The sequence below is a fragment of the Bradyrhizobium sp. LM2.9 genome (assembly GCF_054056555.1).
This window is the reverse complement of the sequence record NZ_JBSRYJ010000002.1, coordinates 2187985-2200011: the sequence shown is the minus strand read 5'-3', so window position 1 is coordinate 2200011 and position 12027 is coordinate 2187985. Positions and strand designations below refer to the sequence as shown.

At 63.9% G+C, this 12027-nt stretch carries 13 protein-coding genes and 1 pseudogene; 7 read left to right on the top strand and 7 right to left on the bottom strand.

Going from position 1 to position 12027, the window contains the following annotated elements:
* Positions 1-35: 35 nt before the first annotated feature.
* Positions 36-188, bottom strand: a complete 153-nt coding sequence (locus ACVWW3_RS12000) for a DUF1127 domain-containing protein (RefSeq protein ID WP_247349143.1) — start codon at positions 186-188, stop codon at positions 36-38.
* Positions 189-837: 649 nt separating this feature from the next.
* On the opposite strand from ACVWW3_RS12000, the gene ACVWW3_RS11995 reads away from it, so the two are divergent.
* Positions 838-1164, top strand: coding sequence for a hypothetical protein (locus ACVWW3_RS11995; RefSeq protein WP_247349142.1), 327 nt, complete (start codon positions 838-840; stop codon positions 1162-1164).
* A 72-nt stretch (positions 1165-1236) separates the two neighbouring features.
* On the opposite strand, the gene ACVWW3_RS11990 is transcribed toward ACVWW3_RS11995, so the two are convergent.
* Both ACVWW3_RS11990 and ACVWW3_RS11985 read right to left on the bottom strand, forming a co-directional pair.
* Positions 1237-2061 (bottom strand): lytic murein transglycosylase, encoded by an 825-nt coding sequence (locus ACVWW3_RS11990; RefSeq protein ID WP_247446624.1) that lies wholly within the window; start codon positions 2059-2061, stop codon positions 1237-1239.
* A gap of 143 nt (positions 2062-2204) precedes the next feature.
* A complete protein-coding gene (locus ACVWW3_RS11985) occupies positions 2205-3113 on the bottom strand; it encodes a DUF2189 domain-containing protein (RefSeq protein WP_247349139.1) in 909 nt (302 codons plus the stop codon).
* Positions 3114-3444: 331 nt separating this feature from the next.
* Here ACVWW3_RS11985 and ACVWW3_RS11980 point away from each other — a divergent pair, with 331 nt between their 5' ends.
* Positions 3445-3846 (top strand): DUF3597 domain-containing protein, encoded by a 402-nt coding sequence (locus ACVWW3_RS11980; RefSeq protein WP_247349138.1) that lies wholly within the window; start codon positions 3445-3447, stop codon positions 3844-3846.
* A 54-nt stretch (positions 3847-3900) separates the two neighbouring features.
* On the opposite strand, the gene ACVWW3_RS11975 is transcribed toward ACVWW3_RS11980, so the two are convergent.
* A complete protein-coding gene (locus tag ACVWW3_RS11975) occupies positions 3901-4176 on the bottom strand; it encodes a GNAT family N-acetyltransferase (protein ID WP_354106487.1) in 276 nt (91 codons plus the stop codon).
* Positions 4177-4279: 103 nt separating this feature from the next.
* On the opposite strand from ACVWW3_RS11975, the gene ACVWW3_RS11970 reads away from it, so the two are divergent.
* Entirely contained in the window at positions 4280-5215 is a 936-nt protein-coding gene (locus ACVWW3_RS11970) for a tetratricopeptide repeat protein (RefSeq protein WP_456649931.1), read from the top strand.
* 63 nt (positions 5216-5278) lie between these two features.
* Here the strand turns inward: ACVWW3_RS11970 and ACVWW3_RS11965 are convergent, their stop codons facing one another.
* A complete protein-coding gene (locus ACVWW3_RS11965; RefSeq protein WP_456649932.1) occupies positions 5279-5638 on the bottom strand; it encodes a hypothetical protein in 360 nt (119 codons plus the stop codon).
* A gap of 179 nt (positions 5639-5817) precedes the next feature.
* Between ACVWW3_RS11965 and ACVWW3_RS11960 the strand changes: the two genes are divergently transcribed.
* The 4 genes and pseudogenes from ACVWW3_RS11960 (at position 5818) to ACVWW3_RS11945 (ending at position 10773) form a co-directional block, all read left to right on the top strand.
* Entirely contained in the window at positions 5818-7425 is a 1608-nt protein-coding gene (locus ACVWW3_RS11960; RefSeq protein WP_354106484.1) for an acyl-CoA synthetase, read from the top strand.
* A 9-nt stretch (positions 7426-7434) separates the two neighbouring features.
* Positions 7435-8296: pseudogene (locus ACVWW3_RS11955) on the top strand (PCC domain-containing protein).
* 960 nt (positions 8297-9256) lie between these two features.
* Positions 9257-9826 carry an SRPBCC family protein gene (locus ACVWW3_RS11950; RefSeq protein WP_456649934.1) on the top strand — a complete coding sequence of 190 codons (570 nt, stop codon included), beginning with the start codon at positions 9257-9259 and terminating at the stop codon, positions 9824-9826.
* Between the two features lie 2 nt (positions 9827-9828).
* Entirely contained in the window at positions 9829-10773 is a 945-nt protein-coding gene (locus ACVWW3_RS11945; protein ID WP_456671971.1) for a YVTN family beta-propeller repeat protein, read from the top strand.
* Between the two features lie 75 nt (positions 10774-10848).
* Here the strand turns inward: ACVWW3_RS11945 and ACVWW3_RS11940 are convergent, their stop codons facing one another.
* Both ACVWW3_RS11940 and ACVWW3_RS11935 read right to left on the bottom strand, forming a co-directional pair.
* On the bottom strand, positions 10849-11505 hold the full coding sequence (locus ACVWW3_RS11940; RefSeq protein WP_456652019.1) for an HAD-IA family hydrolase: 657 nt from the start codon (positions 11503-11505) through the stop codon (positions 10849-10851).
* Positions 11506-11515: 10 nt separating this feature from the next.
* Complete coding sequence (locus ACVWW3_RS11935; protein WP_354047897.1) at positions 11516-12019, bottom strand: GIY-YIG nuclease family protein; 504 nt, start codon at positions 12017-12019, stop codon at positions 11516-11518.
* Positions 12020-12027 lie beyond the last annotated feature (8 nt).

The following is a 12027-nucleotide window of genomic DNA, read 5'->3' as shown; positions in this document are numbered from 1 at the left end:
CGCTATCGGTTTGTCCGGTGAAGGGCTGAACGATATCAGCCCTGATACTGACCGGCGGCAACGCGCGCGATGTCCGAGCGATCGAGGCCGATATCGGCCAATTCGCGATCGCTGAGCTGGGACAGCTCGGCAACATTGCGCTGATAGTCCCGGAAAGCCTGGATCATGCGGATGAGCGAGAGCAGCATTGGTAGTCTCCTGTAGTTTGATTCAGCCCTTGCCCGGGCGTCATCGTTGAAATGAATATAAGTGAGAGTGGTGCAGTGCAAAAGTTCCGATGTTGCGATGCAGCTAAGCGATATGTGCATGGCTCTGGTAACGGACGATTAACCCGGAGGCACTGCCGCCCAAAGGGTAGGCGCAACGGGGGCGTGCGCGCTATAAATGGCCGTGAATTCACGGAGTTACTGTGGATATCCAGGTTCCAATTGGAGACGAAATAAGGTTCGTTCCATTCGTTTACAAGGCGATTGTCTAGCTCTTGCACCCAAGTCTCGCATGCGCGAACCGCATGAGAGCAAAAGAATAAAAATGAATTGAAATTCAATTTTAGCCGCGAGCGGCCACGTTTCGACGGGCGCGGGGTTAGCGATTCGCTTGGTTCCGAGCTTGGCGGATCGACGTGACGGGCGGCTGCAAGGCAGACGATCCAATCCAGCCTCGGTTCACAGCTCCAACCGCTCCCATGGTGCAATGCACACACGCTGAACGTGTGGCCTTCATTACGAGGGTGTAATGAAAATCAGAAGTTTCGCATGCGGCTCTGCGTGGTGCGCAACATCACGCAATTCTCGCGAGGAATTTATTGCGTCATGTTGCCGCGCCCGGAGGAAAGTCATGTCGCAGATTCCGGCAATGTCGCTGGGGCTGTGCCAAGAACAAGAGAAGGAAAGTAACATCATGACGAAGTTACTCGGGGTTATCGCAATCGCCGCCGTCGCATTCGCCGTCGCGCCGGCCCAGGCCGCCAAGCACGCCATGGGCGGCTGCAGCTCGGCCAATCTGGAGAAGACCGAGACCGCGATCGAGGCCATGCCCGATGGCGACGGCAAGATGGTCGCGCAGAAGGAGATCGCGGCCGCGCAGGACTCGCTGCTCAACAGCAAAATGGGTGCGTGCGGCGCCCATCTGAACAAGGCGATGCACGCCACCATGGGCAAATAAGAAACTTCGAAAACGCACCAGGAGAGGGCCGGTCGCCGGGCGATCGGCCCTACGCTTTTGGCCAGCAAACATTTAAGGGGCGCGTGCCAGCTGGGTGGCGAAATGGGCGACGGTCTTGGAATAGACCTCGCTCTTATTCCACTGCTGGAGCACCGCAAAATTCGGGGCGCCAGGCTGCCAGTCCTTGCCGCGCTGCCAGCCATAACCAGCGAGATAGTTCGCGGTGGAGGCGAGCACGTCGGGGGCGTTGTGCAGGAGATCGCGCTTGCCGTTGCCGTCGAAATCGACGGCATATTTCATCCAGGAGGACGGCATGAACTGGGTCTGGCCGAGCTCGCCGGCCCAGGCGCCCTTCATGTCGGCCGGTGCCAGGTCGCCGCGCTGGACGATGCGCAGCGCATCCAGCAGCTCGGCGCGAAACTGCTCGGCGCGCCGGCAGTCATAGGCCAGCGTCGCCAGTGAGCGGATGGTCGCGAACTTGCCGGTGTTGACGCCGAAATCGGTCTCGAGACCCCAGATCGCGACCAGCACCTCGCCGGGCACGCCGTAGGTCTGCTCGATGCGCGACAGCACCGAGCCGTATTGCTTCATCATGTTGGAGCCGCGCGTCATGCGCGGCGGCACCATGCGGCCGGAAAACTCCTCGAAGGTCTGGGTGAAGACCTTTTGCGAGCGGTCGCGGTTGAGCACGCTCTGATCGAGCGTCACGCCGGTGAGGCCGGCGGAAATGGCCTGTTGCGAGACGCCTTTGGCCGCGGCGTCGGTTTTGAAGTCCGCAAGCCAGGCGTCGAAATTGCCAGAGCCGCAGGCAACAGCGGCGAGCGCTGGCTGGGCGGATAGGATTGACGCGGAGATGAGGAAGGCTGCGAGGGCGAGACGAGAAATCGTCGGGGTCATTCGAGTCAATTAATTCCGTGAAGTGATCTGACCGGCGGGCACAATTTCGGTGGTAACCGCGGCCAAAGCAAGGCGTATGACCAAGGCGTATGACAGTGTGCGATCCTGCCCGGACCGGGGCAGGATCGCATGTCACGACATCGTCAGGCGTCGGTCCGATTGCGCCAGGGGAAGAGGTTGGCGGGGAAGTCGGCGGCCGGCTTGCGCGGACGATGCGGCGGAGGCGGCGCCGGACGCGCGCCCGGATCCGACACGATCACCTTCCGGTAGAGATGCCACGTGGCATGGCCGAGCAGGGGGATCACCACGGCAAGGCCGAGGAAGGCTGGAATAGTGCCCAGCGCCAGCAGGACCGCCACGATCAGGCCCCAGGCCGCCATCGGCACCGGGTTCTTCGCGACCACGCGCAGCGACGTCACCATCGCCTCGAACGCGCCGGCATGGCGGTCGAGCATCAACGGGAACGACACGGCGCTGATGCAGAGCGCGGCAAGCGCGAACAGGAAGCCGGTGCCGCAGCCGACCACGATCAGCCACCAGCCTTGCGGGCTCGTAAGAACACGCGTCAGAAAATCCGAGATCCCGGATGCGCCTTCATAGCCGAACGCCGCGACGTAGATCGCCTGCGCGGTCGCAACCCAGGTCACGAACAGGGCGAGCAGCAGCGCGCCGAGACCGAGCATGGCGCCGAAGGAGGGCGAACGCAGCACCTCCATGGCGTCCCAGGCGCTGGCCTCCTCATAGCGTTCGCGCCGGCTGGAGAGCTCGTAGAGACCGAGCGCGGCGAACGGGCCGATCAGGGCGAAGCCCGCGGCCAGCGGGAACAACAGCGGCAGCACCGAATAACCCATCACCACGCGGGCGAGCACGAGGCCCAGCACAGGATAGATCACGCAGAGGATGATGGCGTGGCTCGGGACCGCCTTGAAATCTTCCCAGCCGCGCTTGAGCGCATCGTGCAGATCGGAGAGTTGGATGGTTCGGATCGCCGGTCCAGCCGCTTCCGCGGGCTGGGCCATGGTGGGGACATTGCCCCGGTAAAGTGTGGCCATGGTCGCTTGCTCCTTAGGCAGCCGAATCCGGCGCCGGCAAACGGCGCAAGCGGCCGCTCTTCTCTGAGTTTCGCGATCCCGACCAGACGCGAATTCCGGATGGCACCGCGAGCTGAACGTCAAGGCTACGCCCATTTGCGAGTCCTGTCCCTCACGCTTGGGTGAGATTCGATGTCGCAGTGCAACCTCGACAATGTCATACGGTCGTCATTTCGCCGCAGATAAGCTGATGCTGCGTGTTGGTTCGCCGAACTTCGCGGGCGCAACGACGTAACTTGGTCTATAAGTGCCACTCAAGGCCCTTCCAACGGATCCTTTTCGGGGAGCAGACATGAGCATTTTCGGGAAAATCATGGGCGCGATCTTCGGCAGCAGTCATGCTTCCGCCGCGCCCGCAGGCAGCGCACCGTCGGGCACCGCGCCCGCTAGCGCCGCGCCTGGCGGATCGGCGCCTGCTGCCTCGCCCGGGGCGACAGTGGACGTCGCTTCGATCGTCGATGCGGCGGTCGCCGCGCACAAGGGCGAGAAGCTGGAATGGCGCACCTCGATCGTCGACCTGATGAAGGCGCTCGATATCGATTCCAGCCTCGCTGCGCGCAAGGACCTCGCCAAGGAGCTCGGCTACAGCGGCGACACCAATGATTCCGCGAGCATGAACGTCTGGCTGCACAAGCAGGTGATGTCCAAGCTCGCCGCCAATGGCGGCAAGCTGCCGCCTGAAATCAAGCACTGACCGACCCTCGGTCGTCAGCCAAGGGCCCGCGATCTCGCGGGCCCTTTTGCCGATTCAGGCGACGAGATCGGCATCCTCCGGATGCCTCTCGAGATAATCGACGACGAAGCCGCAACCGGCGATCACCTTGTTGCCGTCGCGGCGGATCAATTCCAGCGTGCCCTTGACCAGCTCGGACGCGATGCCGCGGCCGCGCAACGCGAGCGGCGTCTCGGTGTGGGTGATGATCACCGCCGATGGCGTCAGCCGGTAATTGGCGAAGGCGATTTCGCTGCCGACATCGAGTTCGAAGCGGCTTCTGTCCTTGTTGTCGCGTACCGATGACGCCATGCAAAATCCTTCCGACATGCTGCTTGCCTCTGATCTAGGCGCCTGAACCGGCCCTTGCCAAGGTGCGACCAAGAGAGGTTGCCGCAGGGGAGATATCCGGAAAATGCGTGTCCCGCTCAGCCTGATGGCGCTGCTCGCCGCGCTGATCTCGACGGCGCCGGTGCCGGCTTCGGCCGAAGGCGGTCCGGCCTGGGAGGCCTGCGTGGGATTGACCGGCACGCCGGACCAACGGGTCAAGGCCTGCTCGACCGTGATCGACACGAAGAGCGAGAGCGGATCTCGGCTCGCCGGCGCCTATTGCAACCGCGGCCACGGGCTCACCGAGAAGCGCGAGCTCGAGGCCGCGCTGTCCGATCTCGACGAGGCGGTCAGGCTCGACCCCGGCTACGCCTGCGCCTACAACAACCGCGGCCGCGTCTACAGTTTCAAGCGCGACCATGATCGCGCCATCGCCGATTACGATCAGGCCATCAAGCTCGATCCGTCGCTGGCGCTGGCCTACAGCAATCGCGGCGAGTCGCGTTTCAACAAGGGTGACCTCGATGGTGCCTTCGCCGACTTCGACGCCGCGATCAAGCGTGATCCCAATTACGCAATGGCCTACGCCAATCGCGCGCTGGCGTATTACCGCAAGCACGACATGGCGCATGCGCTCGCCGACTACACCACGCGGATCAAGCTCGCACCCGATCTGCTTGCCTATATCGACCGGGGCAACGTCTATCGTGACAGCGAGCAGCTCGATCGTGCCGCCGCCGACTATGGCGAGGCGATCCGTGTTGCGCCGACCGACGCGCGCGGCTGGCGCAATCGCGGCATGATCCGGCTCTATCAGGGTGACAGCAAGGGCGGCCTTTCCGACTACGACAAGGCGCTGCAATACGATCCCTCCGACGTGTTCTCGTGGAGCAATCGCGGACAGGCCAAGCTGCGCCTCGGCGACAAGCAGGGCGCGATCGCCGATTTCAGGAAGGCGCTGGAGTTGAAGCCGGGCCTGCCGACGGCGCAGGAACAGCTGAGGAAGCTCGGGGCGTTGTAGCTCTCCGTCATTGCGCGCGATGACGATGCTAGACCTTTACCAGGCCCCGATTGTCCGGATGCTTCACTCGGTCGCTTTGGCGAGCCTGGTATCCTCGGGCTGCGGCTGCGGGCGCAGGCATCCCTGGCAGATGACAAGGGAACGGTTGACCCTGGCGTCCTGCTCGGCCTCGATGCCGTCCTGCGCCTGCCACCATTCTTTCGAATAGGGCTGAAGCTCGGCTTGCGATCTGTTGCGCTCGGACCGGGCGGCGGTCCGGGTTGATTCTGAGGCAGTACGCGGCCGATTGGGATTCTCGCCCGCGCCATCCCAGGCATAGCGCGCAGGCTTGAAGGCGGGATCGGAGGCCAGATGCGCCTGCGGGCCCACGGCACATCCGGCAAGCGCCAGCGACAACAGGAGGAGGGCGGGCGCTTTGACCATGATGCGGCACTCTGTACGCGAGAACTGACGGAGGTTGCGCCGATCATGTTTAAAATTTCCTGAACGGTTGGATGGGCTGCGCTGCGACTCGCGGCCTTGCAGGGGCACTGGCTATGGCGATAAATGGGCTGCAATGAGCGGGAGGCTTGCGCGCCGTCCGCTATCGAAGAGGAAGCCCGATGCAGCCCCTGCGCATGTCCCGCCGCGTCATGAATCTCGCTCACATGCTGACCCAGAATGCGCGGCGGCATGGATCGCGTCCCGGGTTCGTCTGGGGTGACAGATCCTGGACCTGGCGCGAGATCGATGCGCAGGTCTCGGCGCTCGCCGCAGCACTCGCCGCGCGCGGCATCGCCAAGGGCGACCGCATCCTGGTTCATTCCAAGAACGGCGACGAGATGTTCTTTTCGATGTTCGCGGCGTTTCGGCTTGGCGCCGTCTGGGTGCCCACCAATTTCCGCCTGATGCCGGACGAGGTCACCTACCTCGCGCAGGCCTCCGGCGCGAAGGCGTTTCTGTGCCACGTCGATTTTCCCGAGCACGCCGCGGCCGTGAAGGGCGGGGCGCTCGAATTCACCTGGAGCATTGACGGCAAGGCCACGTTCGGTGAGCGCTCGGTTGCCGACGCCATCGCCTCGCAGGCAAGTCACCTCGTCGAGAACGCTGCCGTCGAGCATGACGATCCCTGCTGGTTCTTCTTCACATCGGGGACCACCGGCCGCTCCAAGGCGGCGGTGCTGACTCATGGCCAGATGGGCTTTGTCGTCACCAACCATCTCGCCGATCTCACGCCCGGCGTCACCGAAGCGGACGCCTCGCTGGTGGTGGCGCCGCTGTCGCATGGCGCTGGCGTGCATCAGCTGGTTCAGACCGCGCGCGGCGTATGCACTGTGCTGCTGCCTACGGAGAAATTCGACATCGACGAGGCGTTTCGCCTGATCGAGGCGCATCACGTCAGCAATCTCTTTGTCGTTCCGACCATTCTGAAGATGATGGTCGAGCATCCCGCCGCCGACAAATACGATCATTCCTCGCTGCGCCAGGTGATCTATGCCGGTGCGCCGATGTATCGCGAGGACCAGAAGGCTGCGCTGAAGAAGCTTGGCAAGGTCATCGTGCAGTATTTTGGTCTGGGCGAGGTCACCGGCAACATCACGGTGCTGCCGGCGGCGCTGCATGATCCCGAGGACGGCCCGCACGCGAAGATCGGCACCTGCGGCTTCGAACGCACCGGCATGCAGGTCTCGATCCAGGACGACGAGGGCCGCGAGCTCGGCGCCAACCAGAGCGGCGAGATCTGCGTGATCGGCCCTGCGGTGCTTGCCGGCTATTATGACAACCCCGAGGCCAACGCGAAGGCGTTTCGCAACGGATGGTTCCGCACCGGCGATCTCGGTCACATGGACGAGGAGGGGTTCGTCTACATCACGGGACGCGCCTCCGACATGTACATCTCCGGCGGTTCCAACATCTATCCGCGCGAGATCGAGGAGAAGATCTTGACCCATCCTTGCGTCGGCGAGGTTGCAGTGCTCGGCGTGCCCGATGCGACCTGGGGCGAGGTCGGCGTTGCCGTCTGCGTGGCGCGCGAAGGCGAGAAGCCGGTCAGCGAAGCGGAGATGGCGGCGTTCCTTTCGCCAAAAGTGCCGCGCTACAAGATGCCGAAGCGGTTCTTCTTCTGGGAGGCCTTGCCGAAATCCGGCTATGGCAAGATTCCGAAACGCATGGTGCGCGACGAGCTCGAGGCGCGCGGGCTGCTCGATCTCGACAAGACACAGGCGGGCTGAGCGTACGCGATGCGGAGTATCAAGCAGCCAGGCGCACCCGTCGCAGAGCGTATCCAATGGGTCGAGGCGAGGGGACGCGCTTTCTCCTTCACGATACAAGCAGGTCTGCCGCTGCTGGAAGCCGCGCGCCGCGGTTTTGCCGCAGAGGGATTTGCCGGCGGCGTGCTGAATTTTGGCAGCGGCGCGCTCGGGCCGTTCGCCTATGTCATGCCGGCGCTGTCGAAGACCAGCGAGAACGCCGCGTTCTACAGCGAGACCTTCAGGCCCAGCGGCGTGACGCGCACGAAGCTCGGCAGCATGACGTTGGGCCTGCGCGACGGCGCGCCGTTCTTTCATTGTCACGGGCTGTGGACGGAGGGCAATAGTCGCGCCAGTGGCGGCCACATGCTGCCGGACGGGACTGATGTCGCCGAGCCGTTTGAGGTCGAGGCCTTCGGTGTCGATGGTGCAATGTTCACCGCCGCGCCCGATCCCGAGACCAACTTCAAGCTGTTCGGGCCGGTCGTAGCCGCGAGCCACCGGCGCGCGCACGATCAGCCGCGCTTTCGCGATGCGGCTGCGCCCCAATCAGGATTTTGCGGGCTGTCTCGAAGACTTCTGCCGTGCGCACGGCATCGTGCGTGCGAAGCTCCATGGCGGCGTCGGCTCGACCATCGGCGCGCACTTCACCCATGGCGGCGTGACCGAGCCGTTCGCGACCGAGCTTGCGATAACGGCCGGTGCGATTGCGCCCGGCTCCACCGGCGCGCTCGAAGCTGCGCTCGATGTCGCCCTGATCGACTACACCGGCGGCATCGCCGAGGGCCGCCTGGTCCGCGGCGACAATCCGGTGCTGATGACGATGGAGCTGGTGCTGGAAGCGCTGGAGTAATGAGCGACCGGCGCCTGAGCTCGCAATGACGGAGTGGAGGCAACTGCATTCTCCACTCTCGTGTCCCGGACGCGACGCAGCGCGTAGCGGTGCGGTGCTGAGCCGGGACCCAGTAAGCCGCACGGACGGATTGCTGATGCATGGGCCCCGGCTCTGCAGCGCACCGCTGAAGTAGCGCTGCGCCGCGTCCGGGGCACGGGAGCAAAATCCATCTTCGTATTTCAATCCACATAGTCCGCGCGGTTTCCCGTTCTCGCGGCACATCGTGTCCGAGCTTTGCGGCAGTTGCCGCCCCCAAAAGTGCCGAGGGCGCAGGGAAGGCCGGGCGCCGGCTGGCACCCGCGGTCCACTGTGCGAAAGTTGCGTTACGAAAGCTGCACAGCGGCATACAGGTGAAGCCAAACGACCGGCCTTCCCTGCGCAGTGGTTTTACGGCTTATGTCGTGATCTCCCCGGGGAGCGATGCACTATTGCCCCCGTCGCCTTGCAGATGGCTGATGTTGCAGACCCGGTCGGGCCGTCACATCACCACAAGATTTGGCGCACAGACCCCGGGCGCCAGGACCACACGATTTTGCCGTACGCGGGCTGCACCGGTCGTGTGCGCGCGGATCGCTGCTCACGGAGTGATCCGCCCTGCAACCACCCTCGCGCCGACGCCGCCCGCGTCCACCACGTCCCATCCCGCGTTCGTGACGATCGCGATCCGCCCCTCGGCCGGGTTGGGATGGCTCTCTATACGATAATCCGAAATACGGATAAAGAGAAATATTTTGACGCGATAGCGTTGACCTTGCGGTGGGATGTTTTGCCTGCCGGGCGGCGCAAGAGGTTGTGGGTTGCGTATATCTTCGCCGCAACGGCGCCATGTACCGGTCTCCCCACGGCCCCAAAATGAGCTAGGATGATCGCAGCGCGCCTCAAGTCGCGCACGATCAACGAGACGTATGAGGGAACGAGATGAGGGTGACGATTGGACGGCGCACGCTGTTGGTGGCGGCGCTGACGGCGGCGGGAGCAGCGGCTTTGACGGCGGCGTTTGCGCCGGCCTGGGCCCACGGTCCGACCCGGCAGAAGGTGCGCGAATCCATCGAGATCAACGCCGCCCCGGCCAAGGTCTGGGCCGCGATGGGCAATTTCCAGGACATGAGCTGGCTGCCGCCGGTCACCAAGACCGAGGGCGAGAAGGGCAACGAGATCGGCGCCACCCGGAAGCTGTCGCTGACGGGAGGAGCGACCGTCGACGAGGAGCTCTACAAGTTCGACGCCGCCGCCATGACCTATTCCTACCGGATCACCAATGTGGACGTGAAGGTGCTGCCGGTGACCAATTATTCCTCGACGCTGACGGTGACGCCGAGCGCCGACGGCAAGGGCTCGACGCTGGAATGGGCCGGCGCGTTCTACCGCGGCTTCCCCAACAACGAGCCGCCGCCGGAGCTGAGTGACGCGGCCGCGGTCAAGGCGGTGAAGGGGCTGTATCAGGCCGGCCTCGAGGCGCTGAAGAAGAAGATCGAGAGCGGAAGCTGACCGTGCGGGCGCTGGTCCTGGCGGCGCTGGCCGCCGGCCTCTGTCTTGCGCACGCATCCGCCGAAGAGGCGTTCGTCACCAACCAGCTCAGCGACGATCTGATGGTCGTGGACCTCGCCACGGCGCGCGCGGTAGCGACCATCCCGATCGGCGGCAAGCCGGCCGGCGTCGCGGTCAGCGCGGACGGACGCTTTGCCTATGTGACGAGCCCGGATGCCAAGGCCGTGACGGTGGTGGACGCAGCAACGCGGCAGGTTGCGGGGCGGATCGAGGTCGGCGGTGGGCCGCTCGGCATTGCCGTCGCGCCTGATGGTCGGACCGTCTATGTCGCGGACTGGTATGCGGCGGCGGTGCGGGTGATCGACGCAGCAACGCGCAGCGTCACGGCCAGCATTGCGGTCGGCGCCTCGCCCTCGGGGCTCGCGGTGACGCCGGATGGCAAGCTGCTGCTCTCGGCCGACCGCGACGACGACAGCGTCTCGGTGGTGGACACCGCGACGCGCCAGCGCAAGGCAACCATCAAGGTCGGCACGCGTCCGTTCGGCGTCAGCATCGATGCCGAGGGCAAGCGCGCCTACACCGCCAATGTCGGCTCCAACGACGTCTCCGTGATCGATATCGCAGAAGCGCGCGAAATCGGGCGCGTGCCGGTCGGGATGCGACCCTATGCGGTGGCGCTGACGCTGGGCCGCGGCTTCGTCACCGACCAATATGGCGGCACGGTCAGCGTGTTCGATGTTGCGACGCTGAAGCCGGTGAAGCGCATCAATGTCGGCGACTACCCCGAAGGCATCGCCGCGACCGCGGACGGCAAGCGCATCATCGTCGCCTGCTGGGAGAGCAACACGCTCAGCATCATCGACGCGGCCGAGCTGAAGGTGATCGGCGAGGTGAAGACCGGCGACGGCCCGCGCGCGTTCGGGGCGTTCTTGCGCAGGACGGAGTAGGCTGGTTTCGGTGTGTAGGGCGAGTTAGTTAGCAAAGCTAACCCGCCATCTTCAAGTCGGGGCAGGATTGGCGGATTACGCTTCGCTAATCCGCCCCACAAGACGATGCGAGCACAACACGAGCGTGATGTCGTCGATGCGCGCGAACACATGATCTGGTCCCAGCGCCCGCAGCGCTGCCGGCGCCGCATAACCCCAACTGACCGCACCGCAGGCAATCCCCACGGTCCGCGCCGCCTCGATGTCACGTACCTCGTCGCCGATCGAGATGACCTTGCCCGGCTCCACGCCGGCGCGGCGGATGACCCGGCGGAATTTCGCGGCCTTGCCGAACAGCGACGCCGCGCAGTCGAAATGCGCGAACAGCGCGGCGGAATCGCCAAGTTTCTCGCGCGCATTGGCCTCGCTGTCCGACGTCACCAGCGCCAGCTGCACACCGTTTTCGGCGAGCGTTCGCAGCATCGCCTCGACGCCCGCAAACAGAAAGATCTCCGCCGCCGCCTCCGCCTTCAGCCGCCGCGCATGCCGCGCGATCGCCGGCAGCTTCCACAGTGGTACCTCGAGCCGAGCCAGAATCTCGCGGCTCGAAGCATGCCGCAGAGCCTCGATATCCTCATCCGCGACACGGCGAAATTTGAAGCGATCGGCGACATCGTTAATGACGCGCAGGAACCACGGAAAGCTGTCGGCCAGCGTGCCGTCGAGATCGAATATGGCGAGGGAGTAGGGCAGCTGCAATAGGTTAATCAGCCCCTTTTTGTTCCCGCGCCCTGCGAGCTTCCATTTCGTTGGTTTCGACGGCTAGATCTTTTTGAAATCTGCGAAGCGAGACCTGTCGTGAATCGCGCTCGATTTGGAATTCAACCATTCCAGATCCATTGTACCAGTAGATGAAGTCGACCGAATTCATGTCCCGATCTTGTTCGTAAAAGTCGCGAAAGCCGTCGACCACGAGATCTCGCATGTCATCGTCAGGGAATTTGAACCACTCGCCTTTATGCCAACAATTCGCGAGGCCCTCGTGGATCATGCGTTCTAAATGGCTCATATTCCAGAAGGGCTTCATCGCGATCACGTCAATATCTGGGCTCCAAGTCAGAGCGTCTCTGACACGGCGTTTTGGATCTCTGGTCTTACCGACCTTGTAAAGGTCGCCGGCCCGCATCAGGTACAGCCACCCTGGATCAAGCTTCGGTACACCGAAGATCTTCAAGTTGGGACGAAATTCGCTCCAATCATCGGTCATGGAAGCTC